This window comes from Roseovarius amoyensis (genome assembly GCF_003260265.1).
Taxonomy (GTDB): Bacteria; Pseudomonadota; Alphaproteobacteria; order Rhodobacterales; family Rhodobacteraceae; genus Roseovarius; species Roseovarius amoyensis.
This window is the reverse complement of record NZ_QITQ01000012.1, coordinates 91,639-106,016: the sequence shown is the minus strand read 5'-3', so window position 1 is coordinate 106,016 and position 14,378 is coordinate 91,639. Positions and strand designations below refer to the sequence as shown.

Below are 14,378 nucleotides of genomic sequence, written 5' to 3'. Positions count from 1 at the left end.
GCCGCGCGGACCTACGATGACCTCTGGCGCGCGGTCGGTCACGTCTGTGATCTCTTCACTGACGAGGAATGCTACAACTTCTTCAAGGCTGCAGGCTATGAAACCGATTAGACGCAACCCGCTCTAGCATCTGTCGGCGGTGCGGGCCGATCACCAGCAGGTCGGGGGCGGCCTCTTCGACCCCCTGAAGGATACCGGCGAAGGGTGACGCCAGAATGACTCGCGTCTCGCAACTGACGCCATCGTTCTGTCTGCATGTCAGAGCGATCTGCCGCAGCAGCGTTGCGGCCTCGTCACGCTCGGTCTCGACGATTCGGCGCGGCTGATCGTCATCGACAACATGAAGAAGCGTGATGGTGGCCCCGAACTGTCTGGCCAACAGCTTGGAACGCATCAGGGATCGGTCCGACCGCTCCGAGAAATCCGTGGCAACCATGATTTTCTTCATTGCATTGCATTCCCTTGCGGCAAGCCCATCGGGGCAAGAAAATGCTCGCCAAACCGCGTCAAGGCATGTCCGAAATCGTCAAACTAAACTATATCAGGCTATAGCAAGGCAAACCCTGTGAAAAGACGTCGAAATGTCGAGTAATGAATGTCGGACCGTCAAGATCATCAGAACTGATCTGCCCCCCTTGCCGATAGGGATCGCGCACAAGCCGCCGAAACAGACAATGCCGTAGGGAAGACCGGGTCCGCCCAGTGGGGCATGAAGATAACCGGGAAACAGTGGGATTAATGGACGTATTCTTTCACACCGCCTTTGGCGAAATCGCCGCACTGCTGGTCATGGCTGCAATGATTGGCTTCCTTGGGATCATCCTGCGTCAGCCGCTGATCGTCAGCTTCATCGCCGTCGGCCTGATCGCGGGGCCATCGGTACTGGACGTGGTGCGTTCGGCCGACGAGATCAGCCTTTTGTCGGAACTCGGCATCGCCGTGCTGCTCTTTCTTGTCGGCATAAAGCTTGATGTAAAACTGATCCGCTCGCTCGGGGCGGTGTCATTGCTGACGGGGCTCGGGCAGGTCGCTTTTACGTCTATATTCGGCTACCTGATTGGTCTGGCCCTAGGCCTGGGGCATATCACCAGCCTTTATGTTGCTGTTGCGCTGACGTTTTCCTCGACCATCATCATCGTGAAACTGCTGTCCGACAAGCGCGAGATCGACTCGTTGCATGGGCAGATCGCGCTTGGGTTTCTGATCGTGCAGGATCTGGTCGTGGTGCTGGCGATGATCGTGCTGTCGGCCATCGGCATCGGCGCCGCCACCGAGGGTGGCGCCGGGCATGGGGGCGGATCGGTTCTGACCGTTCTCGCATCGGGCGTGGCCATGGTGACACTGGTCATCCTGTTCGTGCGCTATGTTGCCAACCCGCTGACCGAACGGCTGGCGCGGGCGCCCGAACTACTGGTGATCTTCGCCATTGCGCAGGCCGCGATATTCGCTGCCGTCGCCGATTTCGTCGGTCTCGGCAAGGAGGTGGGCGGCCTTCTGGCGAGCGTTTCCCTGGCCTCGACGCCCTACCGCGAAACCATAGCGGCCCGTCTTGCCCCGCTGCGGGATTTCCTGCTCTTGTTCTTTTTCATCGCGCTCGGTTCCGCGCTCGACCTGTCGCTGCTGGGTGCGCATGTCACTGGCGCGGTTCTCTTCTCGCTCTTCGTGCTGATTGGCAACCCGCTGATCGTGCTGGTGATCATGGGGGCGTTGGGTTTTCGCAAACGCACCGGGTTCCTTGCCGGGCTGACCGTCGCGCAGATCAGCGAATTCTCACTTATTTTCGTCGCCATGGGGGTGTCGCTCGGCCATGTGCAGGAAGATACGCTTGGCTTGGTGACCATGGTCGGGCTGGTGACGATCGCCGCCTCGACCTACATGATCACCTATTCACACCGGCTATACGCGCTGTTCGAGCCGGTACTCGGCATCTTCGAACGCAAGGACACCCCGCGCGAGCCCTCCGAGGCCAGCACGCATCCTGGCGACGGCTACAAGGTGATCATCTTTGGCCTCGGGCGGTTCGGCACCGCCATCGGCATACGCCTGCAAAAGCGCGGTGTCAGGGTGCTCGGGGTCGATTTCAACCCGCTGGCCGTGCGACGCTGGGGCGAGCTCGGCCTCGAGGCAGAATATGGTGACGCAACCGACGCGGAGTTTCTGGCCGAACTGCCCTTGTCGCACGCGCAATGGATCGTCTCGACGGTGCCGATCCATCCCACCGGGCTCAGCTATGAGGATACCCGCATGACGCTTATCCAGCTGACCCACAACTCCACCGGTTTCCGCGGCCGGATCGGGGTCACTTCGCACCACAAGCACGACACCGAGGAATTGTTCGCCTCGGGGGCTGATCTGGTTCTTGAACCGTTCCAGGATGCCGCCGACCGCGCAGTGGACATGCTTTGCGGCGGCGCCGAAGAGGAGCGCACGGAAATCCCACCGATCGAGACCGAAGAACAGCCAGTGTCATGAAGTGGCGCTTAGCGGAAACGTGTCTCTGACGCATTGTTTGCCGCCTTCAACCTGATCAACCTTGCGGGGCCGGTCACGCCAAACCCAGGCCCGAGATCACCCGCCTGATCAGACCAGGACCTCAACGCCCGCCTCGCGGAAGGATGCGATCAGATCTTTCGGCGCGGCCGAGCTCGTCACCAGGGTGTCGATCTCCTCCATCAGCCATGAGCGCACCCGGCTGGTTTCGCCAAGCTTGCTGTGGTCGGCCAGGATCACCCTTTTTGGGGCCTGTGCCGCCATCGCCACGGCGATCTCGGCCTCCTGCAGGTCGTAAAAGAACACGCCCATCCGCGGATGCACCGCCACCGGCGCCGAAAAGCAGATGTCGGCGCGAAACCGGCGGATCTCGGACAAGGTGAGCTCCCCCACCGTCGACGGCACCTCCGTGGCCATCCTGCCGCCGAGCAACAGCACCTCCTTGCCTGCGCCCTGAAGCGTCGTCGCAATGTCCAGTGAATTGGTGACGACCGAGACACCGGTGAGTTTCGCCAGTTCTTGCGCAAAGATGGTCGTCGTCGTGCCCGCGTCCACCAGCACCGTCTGCCCCGGCTCGATCAGCCCGACTGCCTTGCGCGCGATTTCGGACTTGGCGCGCAACCGGGCGGTCATACGCTGGCGAAACGGTTCTTCGGTGCGGCGCTCGGGCACGACCGCGCCGCCGTGAACACGGTTGACCTGGCCGGACTTCTCAAGGTCGAGCAAGTCGCGCCGAATGGTTTCCCGCGAGACGTTCAGCAGTTCCGCAAGGTCATTGGCACGCACCTGCCGGTTCGCCGCCAGCATGGACAGTATCCGTTGGTGGCGTTCCTTTGCCCACATCATGACGCGCCATTCATCCGGTTGCGCCGCCCCATCATGGCCAGTGTCGCCTTCATCCCCAGCAGGGCGAGGCAGACAACCGCCATCACGCAGGTCGAAAAGGCCGCCGCCTGAGATGTCAGCCCGGCGTCATCCAGCCGCATGATCGTGACGGCAGCGACGCTCAGATGCGGGGTCGTGAGAAAGACGACCGCCGACAACGTGACCATGGAGCGCATGAACAGGAAGAAAAACACCGATATCAACATTGGCGCGACGAACGGGGCGACGATGTCGACCGCCGTTCGCGCCAGCCCCGCGCCAAGACAGCCGGCCGCCTCTTCGAATGCGCGGGGCAGCTGGCGGAAACCCGTCATCAGGGTCAGGAAGGCCTGCGTGTGGTAATGGTAGAAGTTCACGATCGCGATCAGCGCGGCCGTGCCGTAAAGCAGATAAAGCGGCGTCGCCGTAGAGTTGAAGGTCAGGATATAGGCCAGGCCCAGCACCATTCCCGGCACCGCCGCCGGCATGGCAGCCAGGATCTGGATCGGTTGTGCCACCGCCCGCGGAAGCCGCCGCAGCCCCAGCGCCAGCAGGAACACCGCCAGCGTGCCGCCCGCCGCCGCCATGAGCGAGATCACGATGGTCATCCAGAGCGAGGAATAACCCCCCGCCAGGGTAATGTCGTAATGCTTGACCGACAGCGCCATGTTGTAGGGCCAGAGCGTGACGAAGCTGGCATAGACCACGATGCCGATCACCGCGACGATGCCGGCACAGATCAGCAGCGACAGCAGCGCCATCGGCAGGTCGCGTGCCGGCGTGAATGCCGGCTGGAAACGCACCTGCCCGACTTGTTGCCCCGTCTCCTGGCGTTTCATCGCCTGACGCTCGATGGCATAGGACACCACGGTGGGCAGCAACAGCATGATGCCGACCACGGCCCCCATGTTGAAATTCCGCTGCCCGACCACCTGGGAATAGATCTCGGTCGCGAGCACCGAATAGTCACCCCCGATCACCGCCGCGTTGCCGAAATCTGTGATGGTGATGGTGAAACAGACAAAGGCCGCGTTCAGGATGCCGAAGCGCGCCGCCGGCAGGGTCAGGTCGCGGAACTGCCGCGTCGGCGAGGCGCCCATGACCTCTGCCGCCTCATAGGTTCGCGCATCCAGCAGCACCAGCGCCGCCCCGATGATCATCACCGCCTGCGGCAGTGCGTAAAGCGTGTTGGCGATCAGCAGCCCCCAGAACCCGTAGATGTCGATCTCGATGCCCAGCGCGCGGCTGATGACGCCATTGCGCCCCAGCAGGAATATCAGCCCCAGCGCCTGCACCAGCGAGGGCGCCAGCAGCGGCAGGACGATCACGCTGCGGATCAGCCACTTGCCGGGGAACGCGCAGCGATAAAGCCCGTGCGCGATGATGAAGCCCAGAAAGACGCTCAGGGCGGTGGTGGCGCTGCCCATGAACAGCGAATGCCATGTCGCGCGCCAGAACCCGGCAGAGCCAAGGACCTTGCTGTAATTCCCCAGCCCGTAGCCATCCCCGACCGCCACGGACCGCATGAAGACGATCAGCATCGGGTAGAGGAAGAACAGCACAAGACCAAGCAGCGGCAACCCGACGCAGACGATCGTCAGCAGGCGGTCGGCATCCGCCCACCGGCGCGTGGGCGTGGTGGTCGTCTGCGTCACGCTCATGCCGCGGCCCCGACCGGTTTGCCGGGCATATCATCCTCGACCCAGATACAGGCCTCGGGCGCGATGTTCAGGCTGACCCGCTCGCCCTCGCGGCAGGGATTGCCCCCGTGGGTTTCGACCACCAGCGGCCCGATCGGGCTGTCGACCTCCAGCCGGCGCAGGTTACCCAGAAAGCTGATGCTGCGCACGGTGGCGTTCCCCTCGGGGTCCGGGGTCATGCCGATCTGTTCGGGCCGGATGCAGGCGACGTGGCTGTCATCCGCCCCCGCCGGCCGGGTGTTCATCAGATCCGGGTATTCGCGGCTGATGGGCTCGGCCGGGACAAGGTTGCTGATCCCCATGAAGTCGGCCACGAAACGCGTCGCCGGACGGTGATACAGGTCTTCGGGCGTGCCGGACTGAACGACAACGCCGTGGTTCATGCAGATGATCTTGTCCGCCAGGGCCAGCGCCTCTTCCTGGTCGTGGGTCACCATCAGCGTGGGAATGCCCAGCGTCCTTTGCACATGACGGATCTCGCTGCGCAGTTCGGCACGCACCTTGGCATCCAGCGCCGAAAGCGGCTCGTCCAGCAACAGCACGCGCGGATCGACAGCAATGGCCCGCGCCAGCGCGATCCGCTGCTGCTGGCCGCCGGAAAGCTGGCCGGGAAAACTGTCGGCGACATGCGGCAGCTTTACCAGCGCCAGCAGTTCCGCCACCCGTTTCGACACCTCCGCGCGGGGGGTGCCGCGTATCTTTAGCCCGTAGCCGATGTTTTCAGCCACGGTCATGTTGGGAAAGAGAGAATAGGACTGGAACACGATTCCAAAGCCGCGCTTGCGCGCCGGCTGGTCCGACAGCGCCCTGCCCTCCAGCAGGATATCGCCGCCATCCAGCTCTGACAGCCCGGCAATCAGCCGCAAGAGCGTTGTCTTGCCACATCCCGAAGGCCCCAGCAGGCAGACGAATTCGCCCTGCTCAATTTCGATCGACACACTGTCGAGGGCCTTGAAGGTACCATAGGTCTTGGTGGCGTTGCTGACGCTCAGGTACATGTCGTTCAGATCTCCCGTCATGGTCGCGCCGGCCCGCGAAGGGCCAGACGCACAGGGCGGCGCCACCGGCGCCGCCCGGGCCGTTGTCAGCGGCCGAACTTTTCTTTCCAGGCTTCCTTGACGGCGGTCTGGTTCTCGGCCGCCTCGACGAAATCTATGTCCGCCAGAACGGTCGAGATGTCGGCCGGCAGCCCTGCGGCCTCGGCCGCGGCAGAGGCATCGACGCCCGGCACGGTGATGAGCGCCTTGTACTGCTGGTAAAGCTGGATCGCCTCTTCCGACATCGTCCAGTCGAGGAACGCTTTCGCCCCTTCCTTGTCGTCGGAGCTGGCCATCAGGGCAGAGGCTTCGAGTTCATACCCCACGCCGCCCTCGGGAAAGACCATCGCCAGCGGATAGCCTTCTTCGATGGACTGCATCGCGGTGAAGGCAAGCGAAATCCCGACGGTGTATTCCCCGACGCGCGCGGACTTGCACGGCTTGGACCCCGACGAGGTATACTGCGCCATGTTGGGGTCAACAGCCGCAAGCTGTGCCCAGCCGGCCTCTTCGCCCATGCTTTGCAGCACGGCGTTCACATGCAGATAACCGGTGCCCGAGGAATTGGGATCGGGCATGAGGATCTCGTCCTTGAATGCCGGGTCTTCCAGGTCCTTCCAACTGGCGGGCATGGGAAGGCCCTTTTCCTCCAGCCGCGCGGTGTTCACGCAGAAGGCGCCCATGTAACCGATGGGCGCAAACCACTTGCCGTCCTCATCGCGGAACTTGGCCGGAAGAACCTCGACACCCTTGGCCTCGTAGGGTTCGACCATTTCCAGGATTTGCGGATCCATCATGGCGCTGACGGCCCAGCCCCAGATCACGTCGGCCTGCGGGTTGCCCGCCTCGGCCAGCAGCCGTGCGCCCAGCTTGCCGGTGGACAGGCGCAGCACGTTGATCTCAGTATCGGGCATCGCCTGCTGCGCGGCCTCGATATAGGCGCCGATCTCTTCTTCCTCGAGCGCGGTGTAGACGGTGATCTCATCGGCGCTGGCCATCGCGGCCACGCCAAGGGCGGCCAGTGAAACCGCTGTAAACTTGGTCCATGTTTTCATTTTCATCTCTCCTTGTTGGTCCAGGTATTCCTGAATCAGTGCCTGCCTCGGATGGGTGCGGCCCTTGCACGGCCCGCTCTCATTGCCACGCCGCATGCGGCGCAGCATGGGGATATTTGTGTAGTCTTGCACTTTTGTGTGTTTTGTCTACGATTAATTTTCGAACAGATCGCCGTGGCACGCTGCCGCCCGAGATAAGGAATGATCATGCAGAGCCCCACGACGTCAGACGACATCGCGATGCTGGCCCGATTTGCCGATGAGATGGCGGATGCGACCGATGCCATGGCGATGAGCTATTTCCGCAAGCCGCTGAACGTCGAACACAAGGCGGACCAGTCGCCGGTCACGCAGGCCGATCGCGCCATCGAAACGGCCATGCGTGAAAGAATTACCCGGCAATTTCCGACCCACGGCATTCTGGGGGAAGAATACGAAAACGCCCGTCTGGATGCCTCGCATGTCTGGGTGCTCGACCCGATCGACGGCACCAAGAGCTTCGTTTCCGGGATGCCAACATTCGGCACGCTGATCGCCTGCCTGACCGACGGGGTGCCCGAACTTGGCACCATATCGATACCCGCGACGGGCGACCGCTGGATGGGGGTGCGCGGCAACCCGTCCACATTCAACGGCGCACCCTGCCGCACCAGCGGCAAGACCCGGCTGGACGAGGCAATACTGTATACGACATCGCCCGACATCTTCGACGCGGCGGGGCTGGACCGGTTCGAGCTGCTTTCCCGCAAGGCCGGCATGCGCCGATTCGGGGGGGACTGCTACGCCTACGGGCTGCTGGCGTCGGGCCATGTGGACATCGTGTTCGAGATGGACCTTTACCCATACGACTTCATGGCGCTTGTTCCGGTGGTCAAGGGCGCCGGGGGCGTGATCACCGACTGGAACGGGCAGGACCTGACCCTGCAATCCGACGGCCATGTGATCGCCGCGGCGAGTGCCGAACTCCATCACGAGGCGCTTGCCGCGCTGCGCTGAGCATCATGCCTGCCAGTGCATAGCGGCATGGGTGCGCGCAGGCTCTGCGCGCAACATCCGCAAGTTCACTTTCGGAATATCCGGGTAGAGCGGAACATGTCTTCCAGCGCTTCGATCCGGTCGCGCGCTTTTTCCAGACGCTTTGTCTGGATGGCGGCGATCAGCGCCTCCACGATCAGGTTGATCCCGAGGGTCGAGTCCCAGCTTGACGGCACCTCGACCAGCGCATTGATCACGTGATCGGCCGTTTTCGAGATCGGCGACCCCCATTGATCGGTGAACAGGATGATGACAACGCCCCGTTCCTTGGCCAGACCCGCAAGCCGCGCCAGATCCGCCTCGTAGCGGCGAATATCGAAAATCACGAGAACCGAACGCGGCCCCATGTCGATAAGGTATTGCGGCCAGACGTTCGGAGATTGCGACAACAACGTCACGCCGGGGCGGACGATCTGAAGATGGTTGAAGAAATAATCCGCGTTCGAGCGCGTGATACGCCCGCCCAGCAGGAACAGGTTGCGCCTCGTGTCGGCCAGGATCCTGGCCACGGCGTCGAATGTCGCGGGGTCCAGGCGTTCGATGGTCTGGTTGAGATTGTCGAACACGGCTTCGGCAAAGCTGCGGAACGCCGGGGAATCCTTGCGCCCCTGCGGCCAGCCTTCGCGCTTCAGGATCGGTCTCTTGATCTGGGCCGACGCCTCTTCGCGCAGGGCCTCCTGCATCTCGGGGAAACCATCGAATCCCAGCTTGCGCGCCAGCCGGATAACGGTGGGTGTCGAAACATTGGCCGCGTCCGCCAGTTTGGTGATCGATTGCAACCCCGACATCGGATAGTCGCGCAACAGCACGTCCGACAGCAGGCGCTCGGCGGGTGTCAGCGCGCCCGCCTGATCCTTGAGCCTGTCCTTGACGACCACGGTGCGTTTCACATTCGCCCCTTTTTGAAGCATTTGCTACAAAGTAGATCGCCATCGTAAAAACATCTACCAAAAATTCTTGACAGCCTTTGGGTGGACGCCACTAATGTCACGTCATGACCGAAGCAAACGCAGGCCAGATTCTGACGCCCGAAGACGGACACCCCGCCGAAATCGTCAACGCCGGCGGCCGGGCTCCGATCTGTCTTGTCTGCGAACACGCCAGCGCCTTTATCCCGCCCTCTCTGGGCACGCTCGGGCTGGCCGAAGAGCATCGGTTTTCCCATGCCGTGTGGGACATCGGGGCCGAGTTGCTGGCCCGGGACCTGTCTCGAAGGCTGGACGCCCCCCTTGTCGTCGCAAGGGTCTCACGGCTGGTCTATGACCTGAACCGCCCGCCCGAAGCGCCCGGTTCGATGCCCGTCCAGAGTGGCGAAATCCCGGTGCCGGGAAACCGCGATCTGTCAGAATCCGACAGGGCCGCACGCACGGCCGAGGTCTATGAGCCGTTTCATGCGACGGTTTCCGACGTGCTTGATGGGTTCGATGCACCGCCGACCCTCGTCACGGTTCACAGCTTTACGCCCGTCTGGGACGGAAAGGACCGCAAGACGCAGATCGGGCTTTTGCACGATGCCGACGCCCGCCTTGCCGAGGCAATGCTGGAGAATGCCGATACCCCGCTCTTGACCGAGCTGAACGAACCCTATTCGGCCAGCGACGGGGTGACCCATACCCTCAGACGTCATGCCATAGCCCGTGGGCTGGACAACGTGATGATCGAGGTGCGCAACGACCTTCTTGGCAGCGAGGCCGAGGTGACGCAAACCTCTTCGCTCCTCGCCGAAATGCTGGTCACATCACTTGACCTGGAAGCCACGGCAGCATGACCCGATTGATGCTGAAATACGTCGCGGTGATCGACCGCATCAACCGATGGATCGGGCGCATCGTGATGTACGGCATCTTCGTGATGATGGCGATCCTGCTTTGGTCGTCCCTTACCAAAGTCGGCAGCGACATGGGCTTTGGCATCAACCCCTCACTCTGGACGCTGGAGATGGCGCAGTTCGCGATGGTCGCCTATTACATTCTCGGCGGCCCCTATTCGATCCAGATGGGGTCGAACGTGCGCATGGACCTGCTTTACGGCGAATGGAGCGAACGGCGCAAGGCGCAGGTCGATGCCATCACCGTTCTGTTCCTGGTCGTTTACCTCTTCTTTCTGCTCTGGGGCGGCTGGGACAGCCTGATGTATTCCTTCAAATACGGCGGCGAGCGCAGTTCAAGCGTCTGGCGGCCCTATCTGTGGCCGATCAAGACGATCATGGTCATCGGCATTTTCCTGATGCTCCTCCAGGCGGTCAGCGAATTCTTCAAGGATATCCTCAGGATAAGGGGATATGACATGGGGCCGAAGGACGTCGATCACGGCGAAATCGAGACCACGGGGAACGACGCCTGATGCCTTATGAAGCTATCGCCGCGCTGATGTTTGCATCAATGATGCTGATGCTGCTGACCGGGCAACGCGTGTTCGGCGCCATCGGTTTTGTGGCCGTGATGGCGGCCTTTTTCCTCTGGGGGGACCGGGGCGGTTATGACTTGGGCTTCGCGGCGGCGATCAAGCTGATGAAATGGTATCCGCTGCTGACGCTGCCGATGTTCATCTTCATGGGCTATGTCCTGTCCGAAAGCCGCATCGCCGACGATCTATACCGCATGTTCCATGTCTGGATGGGCGGGCTGTCCGGCGGGCTGGCCGTCGGCACGATCGGGCTGATGGTGCTGATTTCAGCCATGAACGGGCTGTCGGTCGCAGGCATGGCCATCGGTGCGACCATCGCGTTGCCCGAGCTTTTGAAACGGGGCTATGACAAGCGAATGGTCACCGGCGTGATACAGGCCGGGTCGTCCCTTGGCATCCTGGTTCCACCCTCGGTCGTGCTGGTGCTTTACGCCATGATCGCCCGCCAGCCGGTTGGCCAGCTCTGGCTGGCAGGGGTGCTGCCGGGGCTGATGATGGCGGGGCTGTTCGTTCTCTACATCGTCATCCGTTGCCGGCTGAACCCGCAACTCGGCCCGATCCTGCCCAAGGAAGAGCGCGACATTCCGATGGCCGAAAAGCTCAGGCTGCTTCGCGCCGGGCTTTTGCCGCTGTTCATCTTCTTTACGATGATGGTGCCCTTCGTGAATGGCTGGACATCGCTGGTTGAATCGTCGTCCATCGGCGCGATCGCGGCATTCCTGGCTGCCGTCTTCAAGGGGCGCATGACACGCCGGGTGTTCGAAGCCTCGGTGCGCAAGACGCTTGGCATATCGTGCATGTTCATGTGGATCATCCTGGCCGCCCTCGCCTTTGGCGCGGTGTTCGACGGGCTGGGCGCGGTCAAGGCAATCGAAAGCCTGTTCACCGAACAGCTGGGTTTCAGCCCCTGGGTCATCCTGATCCTGATGCAGCTTTCCTTTATCGTCATGGGCACCTTCCTGGACGATACAGCCATGCTGGTCATCGTGGCGCCGCTCTATGTGCCTCTGGTCGGGGCACTGGGTTTCGACCTGATATGGTATGGTGTGCTCTACACGATCACCACGCAGATTGCCTACATGACACCGCCCTTCGGCTATAACCTGTTCCTGATGCGCGCCATGGCGCCGCCAGAGATTACGCTGAGGGATATCTATACCTCCATCCTGCCCTTCGTGCTGGTGATGGTGGTCGCGTTGACCATAATCATGGTCTTCCCCGAGATCGCGCTTTGGTTGCCGGGGTATGTCTATGGAAACTAGAAAAAAAGACCTCGGTCAAAAGGCAGTCGAGCATCCGAACCTAACAGAGAGGGTACGAAAATGACGACACGACGCAATTTTCTGAGAACGGCCGGCGTTGCCGGGGCCGCAACCCTGGCCAGTCCCGCCATCGTCAAGGCGCAAAGCGCAATCAAGTGGCGCTTTCAGACCTATGCCGGCGGCGCGCTGGGCGAGCATGTGACCAAGCCTGCGATCGACTACATCAACGCCAATGCCAATGGCGAACTCGAGATCGAGCTGTTTTATGCCGATCAGATCGTACCGACAGGCGAGCTGTTCCAGGCGCTTCAGCGCGGCACGATCGACGGTGTTCACTCGGACGACGACTCGATGGCCTCACCCACGCCGCTGCGGGTCTTTGGCGGTTATTTCCCCTTTGCCACCAAGCACATCCTGGATGTGCCGGTGCTGTTCAACCAGTACGGGCTGGCTGATATCTGGCGCGATGAATACGCCAAGGTCGGCGTGCAATGGCTTTCGGCCGCCGGGCAGGACCCGTGCAACTTCAACACCAAAAAGGAAATCACCTCGGTCGCCGACCTGGACGGTCTCAAGCTCTATACCTTCCCGACCGCGGGACGTTTCCTTGCCAAGTTCGGCGTCATCCCGGTGAACATTCCCTACGAGGATGCCGAGGTCGCCGTTCAGACCGGTGAACTGGATGGCATGGCATGGTCGGGCATCACCGAGGATTACACCGTGGGGTGGGCGAACGTCACCGACTACTTCCTGACCAACAACATCTCGGGCGCATGGATCGGATCTTGGTTCGCCAACCAGGAACGGTGGGCCGAACTGCCCGATCACCTGAAATCCGTGGTGATGGCCGGGATCGAGGCCAGCCACACCTATCGCAACCAGTGGTATTGGGGCGGCGAGGCCGCGCTGCGCGCCAATGGCGACCAGCTGGAGCTGCGCTCGGTGCCGCCGGGCGAATGGGCCGAGGTGGAAAACGCCGCCAAGGAGTTCTGGAACGAGGTCGCGCAAGAGGGCGAGGTGCACGAAAAGATCATCGGCATCTTCCGCGACTACAACTCGGTCATCAACCAGGCCGGGGTTCCCTACAACTTCGAATAAGCCACACCCAAAAGAGCCGGAGCGCCCCGCAACGGGGCGCTCCAATTCTGTCACGGAGACCACAAATGACCGCCAATCTCAGCTTCGCCGCCCTCAAGGAACTTGCCGCCAGGGGCGAGATCGACACGGTTCTTGTCTGCCTTGTCGACATGCAGGGCAGGCTCATGGGCAAGCGGTTCCATGTGACGAACTTCATCGAGTCCGGACACGAAGAAACGCATTGCTGCAACTACCTGCTGGCCACGGATCTCGAGATGGCAACACCGGACGGTTTCGCCGCAACATCGTGGGAACAGGGATACGGCGACTATGTGATGAAGCCCGATCTTTCGACGCTGCGCCGCATTCCCTGGCTCGAAGGCACCGCGCTGGTGCTGTGCGACATCATGGATCACCACACCCACGAACCCGTCCCGCACAGCCCGCGCCAGATCCTGAAGGCGCAGGTCGCGCGCGCCCGCGCCATGGGGTTCGACCCCGTGATGGCGACCGAGCTCGAATTCTTTCTGTTCGAAAAGACATACGATGAAATTCGCCGCGACGGGTACAGGCCCCTCACCCCCATCAGCGGCTACAACGAAGACTACAACATCCTTCAGACCACGAAGGAAGAACACGTGATGCGCCCGATCCGCAATCTGTTGGTCGAGGCGGGCGTGCCGGTGGAAAACTCCAAGGGCGAGGCCGAGACCGGACAGGAAGAGCTGAACATCCGCTATGCCGATGCCCTGCTTTGCGCCGATCATCACACCATCGCGAAACAGGCGATCAAGGAGATTTCAAACCAGCACGGGCACGCGGCGACCTTCCTGCCGAAGTGGCACCACGACAAGGTCGGCTCTGCCGCGCATATTCACCAATCGCTTCTCAAGGGGGATGCGCCCGCTTTCCACGACCCCGACGCGGACCTGACCATGTCGGACACGATGAAAAGCTATGTCGCGGGCCTGCTGAAATATTCCACCGACATCACCTATTTCCTCGCCCCCTACATCAACAGCTACAAGCGGCTCATGCCGGGCACCTTTGCCCCCACTAGGATCGCCTGGAGCATCGACAACCGCACCGCGTGCTATCGCCTGGTCGGCGACGGAACCAAGGGCGTGCGGATCGAGTGCCGCACGCCGGGTTCAGACATCAACCCCTACCTCGCCTGCGCGTCGCAACTGGCTGCCGGTCTTTCGGGTATCGAGGAAGGGCTGGAACTGACGCCGCCCGTCACCGGGGACATCTACAAGATGGACGATATCCCCGTGCTGCCCCATACGCTGCGGGCGGCGACCGAAACCTTGCGCAACTCGGAAATGCTGCGAAAGACCATGGGCAATTGGGTGGTCGATCACTACACCCGCGCCGCCGAAGTCGAACAGGAGGCGTTCGATGCCGTCGTGACCGACTGGGAAATCGCGCGGGGATTTGAAAGGGCCTGAC

13 protein-coding genes are annotated in these 14,378 nt (G+C 61.9%); 7 read left to right on the top strand and 6 right to left on the bottom strand.

Annotated features, from left to right (window positions below; genetic code table 11):
- Positions 1-82 precede the first annotated feature (82 nt).
- Positions 83-448, bottom strand: coding sequence for a universal stress protein (locus tag DL899_RS11940; RefSeq protein WP_111734586.1), 366 nt, complete (start codon positions 446-448; stop codon positions 83-85).
- Positions 449-738: 290 nt separating this feature from the next.
- Here DL899_RS11940 and DL899_RS11935 point away from each other — a divergent pair, with 290 nt between their 5' ends.
- Positions 739-2,472 (top strand): cation:proton antiporter, encoded by a 1,734-nt coding sequence (locus tag DL899_RS11935; RefSeq protein ID WP_204355302.1) that lies wholly within the window; start codon positions 739-741, stop codon positions 2,470-2,472.
- A gap of 108 nt (positions 2,473-2,580) precedes the next feature.
- On the opposite strand, the gene DL899_RS11930 is transcribed toward DL899_RS11935, so the two are convergent.
- The 4 genes from DL899_RS11930 to DL899_RS11915 form a co-directional block, all read right to left on the bottom strand.
- Complete coding sequence (locus DL899_RS11930) at positions 2,581-3,333, bottom strand: DeoR/GlpR family DNA-binding transcription regulator (protein WP_111734585.1); 753 nt, start codon at positions 3,331-3,333, stop codon at positions 2,581-2,583.
- Positions 3,333-5,015: an ABC transporter permease subunit gene (locus DL899_RS11925; RefSeq protein WP_111734584.1), complete on the bottom strand. Its 1,683-nt coding sequence runs from the start codon at positions 5,013-5,015 to the stop codon at positions 3,333-3,335. Before DL899_RS11925 ends, DL899_RS11930 begins: the two co-directional genes overlap by 1 nt.
- Positions 5,012-6,073, bottom strand: a complete 1,062-nt coding sequence (locus DL899_RS11920) for an ABC transporter ATP-binding protein (RefSeq protein WP_239494687.1) — start codon at positions 6,071-6,073, stop codon at positions 5,012-5,014. The genes DL899_RS11925 and DL899_RS11920 overlap by 4 nt, the downstream gene beginning before the upstream one ends.
- Before the next feature lie 65 nt (positions 6,074-6,138).
- Positions 6,139-7,146 (bottom strand): ABC transporter substrate-binding protein, encoded by a 1,008-nt coding sequence (locus DL899_RS11915; RefSeq protein WP_111734593.1) that lies wholly within the window; start codon positions 7,144-7,146, stop codon positions 6,139-6,141.
- A gap of 207 nt (positions 7,147-7,353) precedes the next feature.
- On the opposite strand from DL899_RS11915, the gene hisN reads away from it, so the two are divergent.
- Positions 7,354-8,142, top strand: coding sequence for a histidinol-phosphatase (gene hisN, locus DL899_RS11910; RefSeq protein WP_111734592.1), 789 nt, complete (start codon positions 7,354-7,356; stop codon positions 8,140-8,142).
- Between the two features lie 65 nt (positions 8,143-8,207).
- Here hisN and DL899_RS11905 read toward each other — a convergent pair whose 3' ends face one another.
- Positions 8,208-9,071: a MurR/RpiR family transcriptional regulator gene (locus DL899_RS11905; RefSeq protein ID WP_162685566.1), complete on the bottom strand. Its 864-nt coding sequence runs from the start codon at positions 9,069-9,071 to the stop codon at positions 8,208-8,210.
- Between the two features lie 104 nt (positions 9,072-9,175).
- Here DL899_RS11905 and DL899_RS11900 point away from each other — a divergent pair, with 104 nt between their 5' ends.
- From DL899_RS11900 to DL899_RS11880, 5 genes are all read left to right on the top strand, one after another.
- Positions 9,176-9,949, top strand: coding sequence for an N-formylglutamate amidohydrolase (locus DL899_RS11900; RefSeq protein WP_111734581.1), 774 nt, complete (start codon positions 9,176-9,178; stop codon positions 9,947-9,949).
- Complete coding sequence (locus tag DL899_RS11895) at positions 9,946-10,524, top strand: TRAP transporter small permease subunit (RefSeq protein WP_111734580.1); 579 nt, start codon at positions 9,946-9,948, stop codon at positions 10,522-10,524. The genes DL899_RS11900 and DL899_RS11895 overlap by 4 nt, the downstream gene beginning before the upstream one ends.
- Positions 10,524-11,849 (top strand): TRAP transporter large permease, encoded by a 1,326-nt coding sequence (locus DL899_RS11890; protein WP_111734579.1) that lies wholly within the window; start codon positions 10,524-10,526, stop codon positions 11,847-11,849. Before DL899_RS11895 ends, DL899_RS11890 begins: the two co-directional genes overlap by 1 nt.
- A gap of 60 nt (positions 11,850-11,909) precedes the next feature.
- Positions 11,910-12,947: a TRAP transporter substrate-binding protein DctP gene (gene dctP / locus DL899_RS11885; RefSeq protein WP_111734578.1), complete on the top strand. Its 1,038-nt coding sequence runs from the start codon at positions 11,910-11,912 to the stop codon at positions 12,945-12,947.
- Between the two features lie 65 nt (positions 12,948-13,012).
- Positions 13,013-14,377, top strand: a complete 1,365-nt coding sequence (locus DL899_RS11880; RefSeq protein ID WP_111734577.1) for a glutamine synthetase family protein — start codon at positions 13,013-13,015, stop codon at positions 14,375-14,377.
- Position 14,378: the final 1 nt, after the last annotated feature.

Bases quoted from the DNA above. Each gene is read 5' to 3' on its own strand.
- DL899_RS11940 (WP_111734586.1), bottom strand. From the start codon at position 448: ATGAAGAAAATCATGGTTGCCACGGATTTCTCGGAGCGGTCGGACCGA.
- DL899_RS11935 (WP_204355302.1), top strand. From the start codon at position 739: ATGGACGTATTCTTTCACACCGCCTTTGGCGAAATCGCCGCACTGCTG.
- DL899_RS11930 (WP_111734585.1), bottom strand. From the start codon at position 3,333: ATGTGGGCAAAGGAACGCCACCAACGGATACTGTCCATGCTGGCGGCG.
- DL899_RS11925 (WP_111734584.1), bottom strand. From the start codon at position 5,015: ATGAGCGTGACGCAGACGACCACCACGCCCACGCGCCGGTGGGCGGAT.
- DL899_RS11920 (WP_239494687.1), bottom strand. From the start codon at position 6,073: ATGACGGGAGATCTGAACGACATGTACCTGAGCGTCAGCAACGCCACC.
- DL899_RS11915 (WP_111734593.1), bottom strand. From the start codon at position 7,146: ATGAAAACATGGACCAAGTTTACAGCGGTTTCACTGGCCGCCCTTGGC.
- hisN (WP_111734592.1), top strand. From the start codon at position 7,354: ATGCAGAGCCCCACGACGTCAGACGACATCGCGATGCTGGCCCGATTT.
- DL899_RS11900 (WP_111734581.1), top strand. From the start codon at position 9,176: ATGACCGAAGCAAACGCAGGCCAGATTCTGACGCCCGAAGACGGACAC.
- DL899_RS11895 (WP_111734580.1), top strand. From the start codon at position 9,946: ATGACCCGATTGATGCTGAAATACGTCGCGGTGATCGACCGCATCAAC.
- DL899_RS11890 (WP_111734579.1), top strand. From the start codon at position 10,524: ATGCCTTATGAAGCTATCGCCGCGCTGATGTTTGCATCAATGATGCTG.
- dctP (WP_111734578.1), top strand. From the start codon at position 11,910: ATGACGACACGACGCAATTTTCTGAGAACGGCCGGCGTTGCCGGGGCC.
- DL899_RS11880 (WP_111734577.1), top strand. From the start codon at position 13,013: ATGACCGCCAATCTCAGCTTCGCCGCCCTCAAGGAACTTGCCGCCAGG.